Here is a 17,554-nt window from a genome sequence, read left to right on the forward strand (position 1 = left end):
CGGAGTCCTCACTCCGCGGGCACTGCCGGCGGTGTCCCCTCCTCCGCGGTCTGAGTCCGATGTGCCCGCAGCCACCGGTACAGGCCTCCCAGTCCCACTGTGACCAGCAAGAACAGCACCGTGAACCACTGGAAGTACCAGTGCCCGCCCGCCGGGTCGTACACGTCCGCCCGCGGCCAGGCCAGGTTGACCGTCATGAACAGGCCGTAGAGGAGGGCCAGCGCGTTTACGGGGACGCCCCAGCGGCCGAGGGAGAAGAGCGGGCGGCCCGTCTCGTCGGTGCCCTCGACCGTGAAGTCGCCGCGCAGGCGCCGCCACAGCAGGGGGCCGGTGACCATCGCGTACGCGAGGTACAGCATCACGATGCAGGTGGTGCCGATGGCCAGGAAGGCCTCCGGTGAGGCGAAGTTGAGGAGCAGCACGGCCGCGGCGAGGACACCGACGACCAGGGCGGGGGCGCTCGGCATACCGGTGCGCGGGTTGACCTTCGCGAGGCGCCCGGAGAAGGGCATCTGGCCGTCGCGGGCCATGGAGAACAGCATTCGGCAGGCCGACGTCTGGATCGCGAGGGTCGCGACGGCGATGGCGACGACCACGTCCACGAGCAGGGCCCGGCCCACGCCGTCGCCCAGGCTGCTGGTGAGGACGTAACTCAGGCCCTCGATGCCGAGCCGGCCGTCGGTGAGGCTGGGTGCGGCGAGCAGACCGCCGAGGATGATCAGGCCGCCGAGCAGGCCCGCGGCACCGAGCGCGGTGAGGATCGTGCGGGGCGCGGTGCGCCGGGGATGGTGCGTCTCCTCGCTCATCTCGCCCGCGCTGTCGAAGCCGATCATCACGTACGCCGCTGTGAACGACCCCACGAGCAGCGCCCCGACCAGGCCCGACTCGGCGGCCGTGCCGGTGTGGAAGGTGATGCCCGGAGTGCGCTCGGAGTGGGTGAACAGGAGCACGATGATCAGGGCGGCGCCGATGATCTCGGCGGTCACCCCGATGCGGTTGATCAGGGACATCACACGGTTGTCGACGACGTTCACGAAGGTCGTCAGGACCAGCAGGAGCACGCCCAGGACCGCCGCGTTGGCCGCGCCGCTCGCCGACGTGGGCGCCGGGTCGTCGCCGATCAGCTGGAAGCCGGACCAGATCGCGGGCATGACCACCTGCAGCGCGAGCGCCGCGGCCGCGACCACCACGATCTGTCCGATCACCATGATCCAGCCGGCGAACCAGCCGAAGGTGAGGCTGGAGAGCCGGGACGACCACTGGTAGATGGCGCCGGAGATCGGATAGCGCGCGGCCAGCTCGGCGAAGCACGCGGCGACCAGCAACTGGCCGGTCAGCACGGCCGGCCAGGCCCAGAAGAAGACGGGACCGCCGAACGCGTACCCGAAGGCGAAGAACTGGAAGACGGTCGTCAGGACCGAGATGAAGGAGAATCCGGCGGCGAACGAGGCGTACCTGCCCAGGCTGCGATGCAGCTCCTGGCGGTAGCCGAACTCGGCGAGGGAGCGGTCGCCGGACGACTCCGGCGGATCGGGGCGTACGTCGGAGGGGGCGGTGGTGGTCACGGCGGCGGCACCTGCCTTCGGCGCAGGGGAGCGGGATCCTGGCGGCGACTTGGGGAACTCCGCGGCGGAATTCCTGTCGGGTGACAGAAATTAGGGAGAGCCTGTTTCGCCCGCATGACGCGGCCATGTCGAGGCCGGGCCTAAGTCCTCACGCCCTTGCGTCCGAACCTGAATCGCGATACATCGTGTGTATTGACCCTCGCCGTCGAGACGCGATATGTTCGGCCACGGATATTCGTGTACGAGGATATGAGTGGTGATCCCGGTGGCGATCAAGCGCCGCAAGCTCGGCAACCCGCTGGCGCTGGCCGTCATGGTGCTGCTCACCGAGCGGCCGATGCATCCGTACGAGATCGCCCAGACCCTGCGCAGCCGCGGCAAGGACGCGAGCCTGAAGATCAACTACGGCTCGCTCTACACGGTCGTGCAGAACCTGGAGAAGTACGGATTCGTCGAGGTCGCCGAGGTGCAGCGGCAGGGCAACCGCCCCGAGCGCACGCTCTACGGCATCACGGACGCCGGGCGTGAGGAGGCGACGGAGTGGCTGTCGGACCTGCTCTCCGTCCCGGCCAGGGAGTTCCCGATCTTCGAGGCCGCCCTCTCGCTGATGGCGGTGATCCACCCCGACGAGGTGGCGCGTCTGCTGACCGAGCGGCTCAAGGTGCTGGACGTGCAGGCGGCCAGCGCCCGCGGCGGCCTGACGAAGCTGTACGAGACGCTGCCGCGGATCTTCCTCGTCGAGAGCGAGTACCAACTGCACATGGTCGAGGCGCAGGCCGAGTGGGTCCGCGGATTTCTGCGGGAGCTCCGGTCCGGCGCGCTCGACGGGGTCAAGGAGTGGCGGAGCTTCCACGAGACAGGGGAAGTGCCCCCAGAGTTCGAGGAGTTGGAGGCCCGGCGCTTCGACGAGGAGTGAAGCAGCAGCAAGCAGAACAGACCCCGGCAGAGCTGTTGGAGCAGCTCCGCCAGGGTCTCGAACCCCGAGCCGACTCCGCGGTGAGGCAGGCCAGGCGATCGAGGTGCGGCACACCCAGGATAGCCCGGCGCTCTTCACCCGGATCGGCCGTCATCCGCTCACCCAGGAGAGCAGCCGTCATGAGCACCCGTGCGCCCGCAGTGCAGGCGCGTCAGCTGATCAAGACCTATCCCGGCGAGGTCACCGCCCTCAGCGGCATGGACCTCACCGTCGAGGCAGGAACCGTCTTCGGACTCCTCGGCCCGAACGGCGCCGGCAAGTCCACCACCGTCAAGATCCTCACCACCCTCGCCCGCCCCGACTCGGGCACCGCAACGGTCGCGGGCCACGACGTCCTGCGCCACCCGGACCGGGTGCGCCGCGCGATCGGCGTGGTCGCCCAGAAGTCCGGCGCCGACCCGGTGGCCACGGGCCGTGAGAACCTCCAACTCCAGGGCAGGCTCTACGGATTGAAGGGCACGGACCTCCGCAACCGGGTGGACGAGCTGCTGGCCCGCTTCCATCTCACGGACGCGGCCGGCCGCCAGGTCAAGGGCTACTCCGGAGGCATGCAGCGCCGCCTCGACGTCGCCCTCGGCCTCGTCCACCGGCCCGAGGTCCTCTTCCTCGACGAGCCGACGACCGGCCTCGACCCCGAGGCGCGCACCGCGATGTGGGACGAGATCGCCCGTCTGGCCGGCGACGAGGGCCTGACCATCCTGCTCACCACGCACTACCTCGAAGAGGCCGACCGCCTCGCCGGGCACATCGCCATCGTCGACCGCGGCCGTGTCGTCGTCGAGGGCACTCCGGACGCCCTCAAGGGCGAACTCCGCGGCGACGCCGTCCATGTGGAACTGCGCCACCCGGTCGGCGAGGCCGGCCGTACGCTCCTGACGGGCGCCCTCACCGCCCTGCCCGGCGTGTACGAGGCACTCCTCGACGGCCGCCGCATCAGCGTCCGCGCCGAGGACGGGGCCGCGGCCGTGCCCGCCCTGCTCGCCGCCCTGGAACGCGCCGGGGTCGCCGTCAGCGCCGCCACCGTCGCCCGCCCCTCGCTCGACGACGTCTATCTGCGCTACGCGGGCCGCCGTTACTCCGAGGCCGAGGCCGCGGCGGCGGTCACGGCCGAGGGCGCCGACCCCCTCGCCCTCACGGGAGGCACCCGATGAGCACCAACACCCTCACCCAGACCTGGTACATGACGCAGCGTCAACTGACAGCGGTACTGCGCCAGCCCGCGTACGTCGTGATGATGCTGATCCAGCCCGCGATCTGGCTGTTCCTGTTCGGCAACCTCTTCAAGGAGGTCGTCGAACTCGGCGGCTTCGGCACGAGCAGCTATCTCGACTACCTCGTACCGGGCATCGTCGTGATGAGCGCGCTCAGCTCCAACATGTGGGCCGGCATGGGCACGTTGGAGGAGATCGAGCGCGGCACGCTCAACCGGTTCCTGACCACTCCGGTCGGCCGCGGCGCCCTGATGAACGCCAACGTCGTGCAGCAGGCGCTCACCACGGCCGTGCAGTCCCTGCTGATCATCCTGCTCGGCAAGCTCGGCGGCGCGGACTATCCCGGTGGGGCCGCGGGCCTGCTCGTGCTGGTCGTCGCGGCCTCGCTGCTCGGCACGGTCTTCGGCGCGTTCTCCAACGCGCTCGGCATGCTGGTGCGCCAGCGGGAGTCGATCATCGGCATCAACACCTTCCTGCTGCTGCCGCTGACCTTCCTCTCCTCGGCCTTCATGGCCCCGTCCCAGATGCCCGACTGGATGCGCCACATCGCCGACTACAACCCACTCAACTGGGCGATGGTGGCAGGCCGTTCAGCGATGTCGGAAAACCCGGACTGGTCCGCCGTACTGACAAGGGGCGGCGCACTCCTGGCCCTGGCGGTAGTAGCGGTCTGGCTCTCGATCCAAACGTTCAGGTCATACCAACGCTCGGTCTAGAGGGGCTCCGCCCCTTAAGGGGCGCGGGGAACTGCGCGACCAGCCACAACGAACCCGCAGACGACAACGAACCCAGGACGAACCCTAGGCAACCGGCGGAGCAGTCGGCGGAGCCTCCTGCTCCGCCTCAACCTGAGCGTTCCAGTCCCGCTTCGCGGCCTGCCACCCGTCCTCGTTGTGCCCCAGCCGCCAGTACCCGGAAATGGAAAGGTCCTCCCGGGCGACCTCGTGCTCGACCCGCAGCACCCGCCGAAGCTCCTTCACGAACGCGGCCTCACCGTGCACGAACGCGTGCACCCGGCCCTCGGGGAACGAAAGGCCCCGCACGGCCTCGACCAGCGCCTCACCGATCGGCCGGTCGCCGCGGTGCAGCCAGACGACCTCCACATCGGAGTCGATCTTCTGCTCCTCCTCCGGCCCCGAGACCTCCACGAAGGCGTGCACCCGCGCACCGTCGGGCATCGCCTCAAGCGAGGCGGCGATCGCGGGCAGCGCGCTCTCGTCACCGGCCAGCAGATGCCAGTCCGCCCCGGCGTCGGGGGCGTACGCCCCGCCGGGGCCGAGGAACCGGACGATCTCGCCGGCCTGGACACGTGTCGCCCAGGGCCCGGCGAGACCCTCGTCGCCGTGGATCACGAAGTCGAGGGTCAGCTCGCGCAGTTCCGGGTCCCAGGCGCGCACCGTGTACGTACGCGTAACGGGCCACTGGTCGCGCGGGAACTCCTCGCGGATCCGGGCCATGTCGAAGGGTTCCGGATAGGTCACACCCTCGGCCCCGAACAGCAGCTTGACGTAGTGGTCGGTGCTCGTGCCCGCGGTGAATTCGGCGAGGCCGTCGCCGCCGAGGACCACACGCTGCATATGCGGCGTGAGTCGCTCCGTGCGGATCACGCTCGCGGCGTGGGGCTTGGGGGCCCTCCGTGCCGGACGCTCTGCCATGACAGCCTCCCGAAGTTCGCTTAGGCTTACCTAAGTTAGCACCTCACCGCCCACTGGCGCCCCCTTCTTGAGAACCCGATTACCGTTCCGTGGGAATCGAATTGCTGCTTCACCTGCGGAGTGTCGTCAGCAGTCGCGCCAGCGAACCACCCAGGCCCCAGCGTGTCGCGAGCTCCTCCAGAGCTGCCGGATCGCGCGGCGTGTGGGGCAGCGCGGTGGTCACGTCCGGCAAGGGTACGTCTCCGGCCACCCGGACGACCTTGGGCGCCACGGCGACGTACGGCCGGGACTCGTCCAGACGCTTGCGCTGGGACGGTGTGAGCTTGGCCCTGGGATCGTCGATCGCCGCCATGATCCCGGCCAGGTCGCCGAACTCGGCCAGCAGCTTGGCGGCGGTCTTCTCGCCGATGCCGGGCACCCCCGGCAGACCGTCGCTCGGGTCGCCGCGCAGCAGTGCCAGAGTCGCGTACCCCGCGCCGTCGACGCCGTACTTCTCGCGCAGCCAGGCCTCGTCGGTGAGCTGGAGCATGCCGACGCCCTTGAGCGGGTACAGCACGCGCACCTCCCGCTTGTCGTCGACCAGTTGGTACAGGTCGCGGTCGCCGGTGACGATGTCGACCGGGCCCGTGGCGCGGCCGGTGAACGTCCCGATCACGTCGTCCGCCTCGTACCCCTCGACGCCCACGCGCGCGATGCCCAGCGCGTCCAGGACCGCCTCGATGACCGGCACCTGGGGCGAGAGCGTGTCGGGCACCTCCTCCTCGTCCGGGCCGGTCTCGGTCTCCTGGGCGACGCGATGCGCCTTGTAGGAGGGGATCAGGTCGACCCGCCACTGGGGCCGCCAGTCCGCGTCCATGCAGGCGACCAGGTCGTCCGGGCGGTGGTCCTTCACCAGCCGGTCGATGAACTCGAGCAGGCCCCGCACGGCGTTCACCGGTGTGCCGTCCGGGGCCCGCACGGAATCCGGGACCCCGAAATAGGCCCGGAAGTACAGGGAGGCGGTGTCGAGGAGCATGGTTCGCCGGGGCTGCTGCGTCTGCTGCGTCACGCCTCGCATCATGCCGTACGGCACTGACAGTCACCGGTCGGCGCGGAGAGTGGACGAAAGCGGGTGCCCGCACCGTCCGGATGTAAACGCCCTGTGAACTGGGACACGGTCACGTTTGCGCCATCCGGTCGGGGGCAGGCGCCGAGCCGGAGCGAACCCGGTCGCATTTTCAACCACATCTGACATATGCGTACCGGACGAGCGGGCGGAACCCGCATCGCTCCACGGCCCGCCGGCGGGGGAGGCGGGCCGTCTTCGTTCGACCCGAGAGGTACTTGTGTCATCCAGGCTGCAGGCGGAACAGCTCTACAAAGTGTTCGGCAGACGACCCGGCGAGGCGGTCGAGCGACTGCGCGGGGGAGCCGACCGTGAGGAACTGCGCGCGGACGGCACCACGGCCGCGGTGATCGACGCGTCGTTCACCGTCGAACCGGGCGAGATCTTCGTCGTCATGGGCCTGTCGGGCTCCGGCAAGTCCACGTTGCTGCGCATGCTCAACGGACTCCTGGAGCCGACCGCGGGACGCGTGGTCTTCGACGGGCAGGACCTGACCGCGCTCAACGACCGTGAGATGCGCGAGGTCCGCTCCAGGAAGGTCAGCATGGTCTTCCAGCACTTCGCGCTCTTCCCACACCGCAGCGTCCTGGAGAACGCCGCGTACGGCCTGGAGGTCCAGGGCGTGCCGCGCGCCGAGCGCGAGGAGCGCGCCACCAAGGCCCTGGTGCTGGCCGGACTCGCCGGCTGGGAGACGTCCTGGCCCGACGAGCTGTCCGGCGGTATGCAGCAGCGCGTGGGCCTCGCCCGGGCGCTCGCCACCGACGCCGACCTGCTGCTGATGGACGAGTCCTTCAGCGCGCTCGACCCGCTGATCCGCCGCGACATGCAGGACCAGCTGATCGAGCTCCAGAAGAAGCTCAAGAAGACCATCGTCTTCATCACCCACGACCTCAACGAGGCCATGCGCCTGGGCGACCGCATCGCCGTCATGCGCGACGGCAGCATCGTCCAGATCGGCACCGCCGAGGACATCCTCGTCCGCCCCGCGAACGACTACGTCGCCTCCTTCACGAAGGACGTCGACCGCTCCCGGGTCCTCACCGCGGCCTCCGTCATGGACACGGAGCTGCGCGGTGACGAGGCCGACTGCGGCTGCGAGACCGCCAGGCCCGACTCCTCGTTCGGCGACCTGTGCGCCATCAGCGCGCGGCTGACGCACCCCGTGGCGGTCGTCGACAAGACGGGCAAGCTGCTCGGTGTCGTGCCCCGGCAGCGGCTCGTCGGCTTCCTCGGCGACGAACAGAGCGAACCCGTGCCCTGCGACACACCGCGCGACAAGACCGTCAAGGCGGTGAAGGCCGGTGCCTAGGATCCCCTTCGGCGACTGGGTCAATGACACGGTCGACTGGCTGCTCAACCACATGTCGTGGCTCTTCGACTTCCTGAAGACCGTCTTCCAGGGCACCTACGACATCATCAACGACGTCCTCCAGGCGCCCGAACCCCTTCTCCTCGCGGGCATCTTCGCCGTCATCGCGTTCTGGCTGCGCGGCACGTCCGCCGGTGTCCTCGCCTTCGTGGGATTCGCCTTCATCGACTCCCTCGAACTGTGGGAGAACGCGATGGTGACCCTGTCGCTGGTCCTCGTGGCGACGATCATCGCGCTCGTCATCTCCGTGCCCGTCGGCATCTGGGCGGCACGCTCGGACCGGGTCAGCGGCCTTGTACGCCCCGTGCTCGACCTCATGCAGACGATGCCCGCGATGATCTACCTCATCCCGGCGATCCTGTTCTTCGGCACCGGCGGGCCCGCGGGCATCGTGGCCACCCTGATCTTCGCCCTGGCACCCGGCGTCCGTATGACGGAACTGGGCATCCGCCAGGTCGACAAGGAACTGGTCGAGGCCGCCGACGCGTTCGGCACCACCCCCGGCAACATCCTGCTGCGCGTCCAGCTGCCGCTGGCGCTGCCCACCGTCATGGCCGGTGTCAACCAGGTCATCATGCTGGGCCTGTCCATGGCCGCCATCGCGGGCATGGTCGGTACCGGCGGCCTCGGTGGCGACGTGAACGAGGCGATCGGCCAGCTCAACGTCGGCCTCGGCGCCGAGGCGGGCATAGCCATCGTCATCCTCGCCATCTACCTGGACCGCATGACCAGCGCCCTGGGCACCCAGGTCTCGCCGCTCGGCCGCCGCACCGCGGCCAAGCTGCGTGCCGCACAGGGCCTGAAGATCTGGTCCTACCGCCCCCAAGCCTCCGTGGCCGTCGTCGGCGTCGTCGTGCTCGCGCTCGTCGCGGGCGGCATGGGCATCTTCGGCTCCAGCGACAGCGAGCCGACCGCATCGGACGGCGGGAACGTCGGCCAGGGCAAGAAGGTCAGCATCGGCTACATCCCCTGGGACGAGGGCGTCGCCTCCACCTTCCTCTGGAAGGAGATCCTGGAGCAGCGCGGCTTCGAGGTCGAGACCAAGCAGTTCGACGCCGGCCCGCTCTACACCTCGCTCGCCCAGGGCGACATCGACTTCGAGACCGACTCCTGGCTGCCGACCACCCACGAGCAGTACTGGAAGAAGTACGGCAAGCAGCTCGAAGACCTGGGCTCCTGGTTCGGTCCCACGTCGCTGGAGCTGAGCGTGCCCGCCTACATGACGGACATCAAGTCGCTGGAGGACCTCAAGGGCAAGGCCGGTGAGTTCGACGGCAAGATCACCGGCATCGAGTCGAGCGCCGGAATGATGGGTCTGCTCAAGACCAAGGTCCTCAAGGAGTACGGGCTCGACAAGGAGTACAAGGTCGTCGACAGCTCCACGCCGGCGATGCTGGCCGAGCTGAAGCGCGCGTACGCCAAGAAGGAGCCGTTCGTCGGCACGCTCTGGTCGCCGCACTGGGCGTACAGCGACTACAAGCTGAAGAAGCTCGAGGACCCCAAGGGTGCCTGGGGTTCGGGCGACGGTGTGCACACGCTCGCCCGCAAGGGGTTCACCAAGGAGAACCCGGTCGTCGGGAAGTGGCTCAAGAACTTCAAGATGACCGAGAAGCAGCTCACCAGCCTTGAGTCGGAGATCAACAAGGCCGGCAAGGGCGCGCAGCAGGACGCCGTGCGCACCTGGCTGAAGAGCAACCCCGGTGTCGTCGACAAGCTGGCCCCGGTCGAGAAGTCCTCCTCCGGCACCCCGGCCGAGGCCAAGCGCACGGTCGACGTCGCCTGGTTCCCCTGGGACGAGGACGTCGCCGTCACCTACCTCTGGAAGGACGTCCTGGCCCGTCGCGGCTACAAGCTGAACCTGAAGCAGATGGACGTCGGCCCGGTCTACACGGGCCTGGCCACCGGCGACATCGACCTCAACTTCGACGCCTGGCTGCCGTACGCGCAGGCGAACTACTGGGACAAGCACAAGGACAACCTGCGCGACCTCGGCACCTGGTACGAGCCGACCTCCCTGGAGATCGCGGTGCCCTCGTACGTGAAGGACGTCAAGTCCCTCGCCGACCTCAAGGGCAAGGGCGATCTCTTCAAGGGGAAGATCATCGGCATCGAACCGGGCACCGGCGAGATGAACCTCGCCAAGACGAAGGTCCTGCCCGGCTACGGCCTGGACAAGGAGTACGAGATCGTCGACGGCTCCACGCCCGCGATGCTGGCCGAGCTGAAGCGCGCGTACGCCAAGAAGGAGCCCGTCGCCGTCACACTCTGGTCGCCGCACTGGGCCTACAGCGAGTACGAGCTGACGAAGCTCGCGGACCCGAAGAAGACCTTCGGTGAGGGCAACACGATCCGGACGATCTCCAGCAAGAAGTTCCCCGAGCAGTACCCGCAGCTCACGAAGTGGATCAAGAACTTCAAGATGAGCGAGGACGAGCTCGGCAGCCTGGAGAGCGAGATCAAGGACCGCGGCCAGGGCCAGGAGGAGGAAGCCGTCTCCGCGTGGCTCAAGGAGCACCCGGACATGGTGGAACGGATGACTCCGCAGTAGATCCGCAGTAGACACGTCCCCAGTGGGGGCCTCCGCGAGGGGTGGGCAGCGCCATTCGGCGAGGCCCACCCCTCGCGGCGTCACCTGTGCATACGACCCGGGCAAGGGCCGCACCGGCCTTTCGGCCCCGCGCGCACACCCCGTCGGCCGCTCCGGCGCTCCCACCGGCGCGAACCGTGACGGTCGGTCACGCGATCGGTGCGGCGATGTTTACAGCGATGTGACGGGCGCATGAAACGGTTTGCCGAACACCCGTAGGGTGCAGACAAGACATCAGGAACTCGCGAGAAATCGGCGTGTACGTACAGCGAACGTGCCGCCACCGCACCGCGCGTACCGCATGCACCGAGCAGCGCACCGACGACGCACAGGGGGGAGCCGAAGCGATGGATGAAAACAAGGAAACCCTTCGAGTGGGCGCGGCCGTCAGGCGGCGGCGCCGGGCACTGGAGCTCACCCTCGCCGTGGTCGCCGAGCGCAGCGGCCTGTCGGTGCCCTTCCTGAGCCAGGTCGAGAACGAGCGGGCGCGGCCCAGCATGCGGTCCCTCCAACGGGTCGCCGACGCCCTGCACACCACGTGCGTCGAGCTCCTCGCCGCCGCCGACCCGGCGCGCAGCGTCGACGTGGTGCGCGCGGACGACTCCGAGTTCACCCATGAGCCCCGAGTGCGCCCCCTGGTGCGTGGTCACCACCAGTTGCACGCCATGGAGTTCTCCGGCGACCACGACGCCGGCCGCGAATTCCAGCACCGCAACGACGAGTTGATGTACGTGGCCGACGGCGCCGTCGAGGTCGAGGCGGAGGGCCGCGCGTACCGACTGGGACGCGGCGACACGCTGCACCTGACGGGCGGCGTACGGCACCGGTGGCGGGCGACCGACGCGGACACGCGCGTGCTCATCGTCGCGGTCGCGGACCACATCGAGGCCGTGGAGGACGATCCGCGCCGATGACCGTCATCCGGAGTACTCGCCCATGAGAGTGGTTCGGCCATGAGAGTGGTGTCACTCGTCCCGTCGCTCACCGAGGCCGTCGCCGTGTCCGCGCCGGGCGTCCTGGTCGGGGCGACCGACTGGTGCAGCCATCCGCCCGGCCTCGATGTCGTACGCGTCAAGGGCACCAAGAACCCGGACGTCGAGCGGATCGTCGCCCTCGCGCCCGACCTGGTCATCGCCAACGAGGAGGAGAACCGCGAGCCGGACCTGATCGCCCTGCGGCAGGCGGGACTGGACGTGCTCGTCACCGAGGTACGGGACGTGCCGGGGGCCTTCCGAGAACTGGAGCGGGTGGTCCGCGCGTGCGGACTGCGCACCAGGCCGCGGTGGCTGGACGAGGCCGAGGAGGCCTGGCAGGACCCGCCCCGCCCCGAGACGCGCCTGCGCGCCGCCGTGCCGATCTGGCGGCGGCCCTGGATGGTGCTCGGGCGGGACACGTTCGCCGGGGACGTGCTGGCGCGGCTGGGCGTCGACAACGCGTACGCGAGCCACGCCGAACGCTATCCGCGCGTCCCGGTCGAGGAACTGCGCGCGGCGGACCTCGACCTGGTCGTGCTGCCCGACGAGCCGTACCGCTTCACGAACGACGACGGCCCGGAGGCGTTCCCGGGAGTGCCCTGCGCGCTGGTCGGCGGACGCCATCTCACGTGGTACGGACCGTCGTTGGTGCAGGCACCGCGAGCGCTCGGCGAGGCGCTGCGAGCAGCCGTCCGCTGACCAGGCCGCGGGCCGTGTGGACGGCGGCCACCGTCCAGGCCGTGAGGAGCAGGGCGTACAGGACGACCGTGAGCCCGTCGTAGACGACGAGCCCGGTGTGCCGGGCGAGCCCCTCGGCGCCCGTCACACACGTACCGACCGGGAAGGTGAACGCCCACCAGGTCATGCCGAAGACCATGCCCCGGCGGCGGGCCCGCAGCACCAGGGCGGCGGCCAGCGCCAGCCAGAGCAGCGCGAAACCCATCACAGGGACGCCGTAGAGCACGGGCAGGATCGCGAATCCCCGGTCGTACGGGGCCGGCACCACACCCGGGGCGGCGACGGCGAACTTGTCGACGGCCGTCGTGGACTGGCCCAGCGGGCCCAGGACCAGGAACAGGGTCGGGGTGAGCGCGAGCGGCAGCGGGCCGCCCGTGACGAGGCGGGCGAAGATCATCGGCAGCATGACGAGCGTGGCCAGCAGGCTGAGACCGAACATCGCGAAGCAGGCGAGCAGCAGGGTCTCGCGGGCCTGACCGGCCGGGAGATGCGGTACGAACAGGGGGCCGAGCGCCGCGGAGACCATCGGCGCGACGAGGGGGAGCAGCCACACCGGGGTGGCCTGGGACGGGTCCACCCGGTGGCGCACCACCATCAGGTACGGGACGGCCACGGCCGCCGCCAGACCGATCAGGGTGCCCGTGGAGAAGAGCACGGCGTCCAGGGCGACCGCCGCCGGTGTGCCGATCCAGTCCCGCCCGACCACCAGGGCGCCGCCGCCGACGGCCACCAGGGCCATGGAGAGGCAGCCGTAGAACGGCGCCATCGACGGATCCAGGAGATGGGCGCGGGCCTGGTCCCTGTGGTGCCTCCAGTGGGCCGTCCGGGCGGCGAGGAGGGCGACGAGCAGGGTCAGGGCGAGTGCCCAGACGGCGGTGCAGAACGTGCGCAGGCCCGGCACGTCGAAGGGGAGGCCCGCGCCCGCGGTGGCCACGATGGCCGTGCCCATCACAGGGGCGTACCAGTTGGGGCCGAGGTGGCGGAAGGGGGACGTCTTTGTCCTCACCGCTGCGTCTGCGTCTGCCGCTGCCTTTGCCCTTGTGGGGCGGCCGGGGTTGGCGTTGCTGCTGTTGTCCGTGGTGGCGGTGAGCGGGTGGGCTGTGGCCATGAGTTCACCGTGCCTCGGTGGGGGACGGCTCACCAGGGAGTACCGGTCTATGAGGACATAAGGTGGGCTTATGAGTCGGGATGACGGGACGGATGACCAGGGAGCCCGCGAGACGGTGCCCGTACCGGGTGGCGGGCTGTCGCACCGGGTCCCCGATCTGGGTGCGCTGGAGCTGCTGCTCGCCGTGGCGCGGCTCGGGAGTCTGGGGCGGGCCGCCCGGGAGGTCGGGATCACGCAGCCGGCCGCCAGCAGCCGGATCCGGTCCATGGAACGGCAGCTGGGGGTCGCCCTGGTCGACCGCTCGCCCACTGGGTCGCGGCTCACCGACGCGGGGGCGCTGGTGACGGACTGGGCCCGACGGGTGGTGGAGGTGGCGGAGGCGTTCGACGCGGGGGCGCAGGCGTTGCGGGACCGGCGGGACTCCCGGCTGCGGGTCGCGGCGAGCATGACGATCGCCGAGTATCTGCTGCCTGGGTGGCTGCTCGCGCTGCGCGCGCAGCGGCCGGACACCGCGGTGTCCCTGATCGCCGGGAACTCGACGGTCGTGGCCGAGCGGGTGCTCTCCGGCGAGGCGGACCTCGGGTTCGTGGAGGGGGTGTCCGTGGCGAGCGGGCTGGACTCCGTGGTGATCGCCCACGACCGGCTGATCGTGGTGACCGCGCCCGGGCATCCGTGGGCGCGGAGGCGGCGGGCGCTCGACGCGGGGGAGTTGGCGGGGGCGCCGCTGATTCTGCGGGAGGAGGGGTCGGGGACGCGGCAGGTCTTGGACGCGGCGCTCGGTGGGCTGGCCCGCCCTCTGATCGAGCTGTCCTCCACGACGGCGGTGAAGGCGTCTGCGGCTTCGGGGGCGGGTCCTGCGGTTCTCAGTGAGCTGGCGTTGGGGGAGGAGTTGTCCGCTCGTCGGCTTGTCGAGATTCCTGTGGAGGGGGTTCGGCTGAGCCGGGATCTGCGGGCGGTTTGGCCTGTGGGGCATCGGCCTACTGGGCCTGCGCGGGATTTGTTGACATTGACTCGGGGGTAGGGCGGGCGGTGCGTTTTCGGGTGCGGGTGTGTGGGGGCTGGCCGCGCAGTTCCCCGCGCCCCTAAAAGATTGCGCCGTTCCCCGCGCCCCCAGAAGGCTGCGCTGTTCCTCGCGTCCCTAAAAGATTGCGCCGTTCCCCGCGCCCCTAAAGACTGCGTTGTTCCCCGCGGCCCCAGAAGGCTGCGCTGTTCCCCGCGCCCCTAAAAGATTGCGCCGTTTCCCGCGCCCCTAGGGGGCTGCGCCCCTGGGTGCGTGAGTGGGTCAGGAAGCGGTTTGGATCAAGCCCGTCATGACTCGGGTGTCCTCTTCCATCTCGGGGTGCCATTGGACTCCCAGCACCCAGTTGGGGGTGGGGAGTTCGATGGCCTCGATCGTGCCGTCCGTGGCGTGGGCGGACGGGATGAGGCCCGTGCCCAGGTGGTCCACGGACTGGTGGTGGTAGGTCGGTACGGAGGTTTCCTCGGGGATCAAGGTGGCGTAGAGGGAACCCGGGACCGGCTTGACCGTGTGGTGGCCGAAGACTCCCACCGATTCGATGTGGTCGTCGATGTGCTGGACGAGGGTTCCGCCGAGCGCGACGTTCAGGAGCTGCATGCCGCGGCAGATTCCGAGGAGGGGTGTGCCGGAGGCCAACGCGGCCTCGATCAGGGCGAGTTCCCAGGCGTCGCGGGCGCGGGCCTCGGGGCCGCAGCGCGGGTCGCGGGGGGCGCCGTAGCGCGACGGGTCCACGTCGGGGCCGCCCGCGATCACCAGGCCGTCGAGCCGGGCCACGGTCTCGGCGGCGTGGGCGGGCTCGTCCGGCGGCAGCATCGCGGCCAGGCCGCCCGCCGACCGGACCAGGCGCGGGTAGCCGGCCGGCAGCAGCGCCGCCTCCAGTTCCCAGACGCCCCAGCGTGCGGTCTCCAGGTATGTGCTGACTCCGATGAGCGGTCTGCCTGCCATCCCCACGCTCCCTGTTTCTCGTGCGCCCTTCGGGAGGAGGCTAATAGACCGACCCCATACCTTTACAGGGGCAGCTTGGTCGGATCTTGTGCGCGAGTGCCTCGTGCGGGTGCCTCGTGCGGGTTCCTACGCCAGGAAGCCGCGCAGGAGTGCTGCCGTGCCCGCGCAGTGTTCGCGCATCATCTCTCGGGCTCCGTCCGCGTCTCCGTCCAGCACCGCCTCGACCAGTGCCTCGTGCTGGCGCTGTGAGTGCTCCAGGTTCCGGACCAGGAGGGGGATGCAGTCGAGCAGGTCGTTCACAGTGGCGCGTACGGCCGCGTACTGGGCGGTGAGCGTCGGTGAACCGCACAGCTCGGCGAGGGTGAGGTGCAGGAGGGTGTCCAGGCGGCGGTAGTCCGCCAGGGGGGCGTCCTGGGTGCGGGCCAGGGCCTCGCGCAGGCGGGCCGACCGGTCGGGGGACAGGCCGTGTGCCGCGCAGAGGCCGGCCGCGCCCACCTCCAGGACCTCGCGGAAGCGCAGGACGTCCTCTATGTCGACCTCGTCGATCCGGCGGCGCAGCTCCCCCTCGCCGGGGGCGTCGGTCCGGGGGAGGACGAACGTGCCGCCGTAGCGGCCGCGTCGCGACTCGACCAGTCCCTGGTCCTGGAGGACCTTCAGGACCTCGCGCAGCGTCACCCGGCTGATCCCGAGGCGGTCCGCCAACTCCCGTTCGGCGGGCAGCCGTTCGCCGCCGGGCACCAGGCCCAGCCGGACGACCTGGAGGATCTGCTCCAGGGCCTCCTCGAAGCCGTTGCCCGCGCGCACCGGGCGCAGTACCGGCGTCAACCGGTCGTTCAGTTCGTGTGGATCCTGCTGCGGCATCTGGCCGTGCCCCCTTCCCAAGCAATGGTTCTCGGCAATACCTTATGGCTCTCGGCTGACCGAAGGAGGCATTTCCCGTGGCAGACCGCACACCACCCCTCAGTGTCGAGGAGCTGCACACCCTCGTCGCGGGCGGCGAGATCGACACGGTCGTCCTGGCCTTCCCGGACATGCAGGGGCGGCTCCAGGGCAAGCGGTTCGCCGCGCGTTTCTTCCTCGACGAGGTCCTGCACCACGGTACGGAGGGCTGCAACTACCTCCTCGCCGTCGACACCGAGATGAACACCGTCGACGGGTACGAGATGTCGTCCTGGGAGCGCGGGTACGGCGACTTCGCCATGCATCCGGATCTGAGCACGCTGCGCCGGGTTCCGTGGAACGCGGGTACGGCGATGCTCGTCGCCGACCTCGCCTGGGACAACGGCTCGCCCGTCGTGGCCGCGCCCCGCCAGATCCTCCGGCGCCAGCTGGAGCGGCTCGCCGAGCACGGGTTCACCGCGCAGGTGGGCACCGAGCTGGAGTTCATCGTCTTCAAGGACACCTACGAGCAGGCGTGGGACGCGAACTACCGGGGGCTCACGCCCGCCAACCAGTACAACATCGACTACTCGGTGCTCGGGACCGGGCGCATCGAGCCCCTGCTGCGGCGCATTCGCAATGAGATGGGCGCCGCCGGACTGATCGTCGAGTCCGCAAAGGGCGAGTGCAACCCCGGGCAGCACGAGATCGCCTTCAAGTACGACGAGGCCCTGGTCACCTGCGACCAGCACGCCATCTACAAGACCGGGGCCAAGGAGATCGCCTCCCAGGAAGGTGTCTCGCTCACCTTCATGGCCAAGTACAACGAGCGCGAGGGCAACTCCTGCCACATCCACCTCTCGCTCGCCGACGCCGACGGCACCAATGCCATGGCGGGCGACGGGGCGGGCGGGATGTCGCAGGTCATGCGGTACTTCCTCGCCGGCCAGCTCGCCGCACTCCGGGACTTCTCGCTGCTGTACGCGCCCAACATCAACTCGTACAAGCGGTTCCAGCCCGGGTCGTTCGCACCGACGGCCGTGGCCTGGGGGTACGACAACCGGACGTGCGCGCTGCGGGTCGTCGGGCACGGGCGCTCGATGCGGTTCGAGAACCGGCTGCCGGGCGGTGACGTCAATCCGCATCTCGCCGTCGCGGGGCTCGTCGCGGCCGGGCTGTACGGCATCGAGCAGAAGCTGGAGCTGCCGGAGGCGTGTACCGGGAACGCGTACACCTCGGGGTACGAACACGTGCCCACCACACTGCACGAGGCCGCCGAGATCTGGGAGAAGAGCGCCATCGCCAAGGCCGCCTTCGGTGACGAGGTGGTCGCGCACTACCGCAACATGGCGCGCGTCGAACTGGACGCCTTCGACGCCGCGGTGACCGACTGGGAGCTTCGCCGCTCCTTCGAACGTCTGTGA

General features: G+C 69.8%; 15 protein-coding genes. 9 read left to right on the forward strand and 6 right to left on the reverse strand.

Annotation, left to right across the window (positions count from 1 at the left end):
* Window positions 1–8 precede the first annotated feature (8 nt).
* Entirely contained in the window at window positions 9–1,565 is a 1,557-nt protein-coding gene (locus tag ACFWXQ_RS14340) for an amino acid permease (RefSeq protein ID WP_383951862.1), read from the reverse strand.
* Between the two features lie 265 nt (window positions 1,566–1,830).
* Here ACFWXQ_RS14340 and ACFWXQ_RS14345 point away from each other — a divergent pair, with 265 nt between their 5' ends.
* The 3 genes from ACFWXQ_RS14345 to ACFWXQ_RS14355 all read left to right on the forward strand — a co-directional run bounded on the left by ACFWXQ_RS14345 (window position 1,831) and on the right by ACFWXQ_RS14355 (window position 4,468).
* Window positions 1,831–2,481, forward strand: coding sequence for a PadR family transcriptional regulator (locus ACFWXQ_RS14345; protein ID WP_383951880.1), 651 nt, complete (start codon window positions 1,831–1,833; stop codon window positions 2,479–2,481).
* 179 nt (window positions 2,482–2,660) lie between these two features.
* Window positions 2,661–3,692, forward strand: coding sequence for an ATP-binding cassette domain-containing protein (locus tag ACFWXQ_RS14350; RefSeq protein ID WP_383951860.1), 1,032 nt, complete (start codon window positions 2,661–2,663; stop codon window positions 3,690–3,692).
* Window positions 3,689–4,468, forward strand: coding sequence for an ABC transporter permease (locus tag ACFWXQ_RS14355; protein ID WP_383951859.1), 780 nt, complete (start codon window positions 3,689–3,691; stop codon window positions 4,466–4,468). Before ACFWXQ_RS14350 ends, ACFWXQ_RS14355 begins: the two co-directional genes overlap by 4 nt.
* Window positions 4,469–4,552: 84 nt before the next feature.
* Here ACFWXQ_RS14355 and ACFWXQ_RS14360 read toward each other — a convergent pair whose 3' ends face one another.
* Complete coding sequence (locus tag ACFWXQ_RS14360; RefSeq protein ID WP_383951857.1) at window positions 4,553–5,407, reverse strand: siderophore-interacting protein; 855 nt, start codon at window positions 5,405–5,407, stop codon at window positions 4,553–4,555.
* A 109-nt stretch (window positions 5,408–5,516) separates the two neighbouring features.
* Window positions 5,517–6,464: a 5'-3' exonuclease H3TH domain-containing protein gene (locus tag ACFWXQ_RS14365; protein ID WP_383951878.1), complete on the reverse strand. Its 948-nt coding sequence runs from the start codon at window positions 6,462–6,464 to the stop codon at window positions 5,517–5,519.
* A 268-nt stretch (window positions 6,465–6,732) separates the two neighbouring features.
* Here ACFWXQ_RS14365 and ACFWXQ_RS14370 point away from each other — a divergent pair, with 268 nt between their 5' ends.
* The 4 genes from ACFWXQ_RS14370 (at window position 6,733) to ACFWXQ_RS14385 (ending at window position 12,141) form a co-directional block, all read left to right on the forward strand.
* Complete coding sequence (locus ACFWXQ_RS14370) at window positions 6,733–7,821, forward strand: glycine betaine/L-proline ABC transporter ATP-binding protein (RefSeq protein ID WP_383951855.1); 1,089 nt, start codon at window positions 6,733–6,735, stop codon at window positions 7,819–7,821.
* Entirely contained in the window at window positions 7,814–10,429 is a 2,616-nt protein-coding gene (locus ACFWXQ_RS14375; RefSeq protein ID WP_383951854.1) for an ABC transporter permease/substrate binding protein, read from the forward strand. Before ACFWXQ_RS14370 ends, ACFWXQ_RS14375 begins: the two co-directional genes overlap by 8 nt.
* 386 nt (window positions 10,430–10,815) lie before the next feature.
* Window positions 10,816–11,382, forward strand: coding sequence for a helix-turn-helix domain-containing protein (locus ACFWXQ_RS14380; RefSeq protein WP_143635589.1), 567 nt, complete (start codon window positions 10,816–10,818; stop codon window positions 11,380–11,382).
* A gap of 39 nt (window positions 11,383–11,421) precedes the next feature.
* Complete coding sequence (locus ACFWXQ_RS14385) at window positions 11,422–12,141, forward strand: helical backbone metal receptor (protein ID WP_383954906.1); 720 nt, start codon at window positions 11,422–11,424, stop codon at window positions 12,139–12,141.
* Here the strand turns inward: ACFWXQ_RS14385 and ACFWXQ_RS14390 are convergent.
* Window positions 12,068–13,129 carry a TDT family transporter gene (locus tag ACFWXQ_RS14390; RefSeq protein ID WP_383954908.1) on the reverse strand — a complete coding sequence of 354 codons (1,062 nt, stop codon included), beginning with the start codon at window positions 13,127–13,129 and terminating at the stop codon, window positions 12,068–12,070. The genes ACFWXQ_RS14385 and ACFWXQ_RS14390 overlap by 74 nt on opposite strands.
* A 229-nt stretch (window positions 13,130–13,358) precedes the next feature.
* On the opposite strand from ACFWXQ_RS14390, the gene ACFWXQ_RS14395 reads away from it, so the two are divergent.
* The gene (locus ACFWXQ_RS14395; protein WP_386268248.1) at window positions 13,359–14,309 is read left to right on the forward strand and encodes a LysR family transcriptional regulator; all 951 of its coding nucleotides are present in this window, start codon (window positions 13,359–13,361) and stop codon (window positions 14,307–14,309) included.
* Between the two features lie 261 nt (window positions 14,310–14,570).
* On the opposite strand, the gene ACFWXQ_RS14400 is transcribed toward ACFWXQ_RS14395, so the two are convergent.
* Together ACFWXQ_RS14400 and ACFWXQ_RS14405 are read right to left on the reverse strand one after the other, a co-directional pair.
* Complete coding sequence (locus ACFWXQ_RS14400) at window positions 14,571–15,251, reverse strand: gamma-glutamyl-gamma-aminobutyrate hydrolase family protein (RefSeq protein WP_383954903.1); 681 nt, start codon at window positions 15,249–15,251, stop codon at window positions 14,571–14,573.
* 126 nt (window positions 15,252–15,377) lie between these two features.
* Window positions 15,378–16,112 carry a FadR/GntR family transcriptional regulator gene (locus tag ACFWXQ_RS14405; RefSeq protein WP_383954901.1) on the reverse strand — a complete coding sequence of 245 codons (735 nt, stop codon included), beginning with the start codon at window positions 16,110–16,112 and terminating at the stop codon, window positions 15,378–15,380.
* 77 nt (window positions 16,113–16,189) lie between these two features.
* Between ACFWXQ_RS14405 and ACFWXQ_RS14410 the strand changes: the two genes are divergently transcribed.
* On the forward strand, window positions 16,190–17,554 hold the full coding sequence (locus ACFWXQ_RS14410; protein WP_383954899.1) for a glutamine synthetase family protein: 1,365 nt from the start codon (window positions 16,190–16,192) through the stop codon (window positions 17,552–17,554).

The sequence above is a fragment of the Streptomyces sp. NPDC058697 genome, from assembly GCF_042715345.1.
In the GTDB taxonomy this organism is placed as follows: domain Bacteria; phylum Actinomycetota; class Actinomycetes; order Streptomycetales; family Streptomycetaceae; genus Streptomyces; species Streptomyces liliifuscus.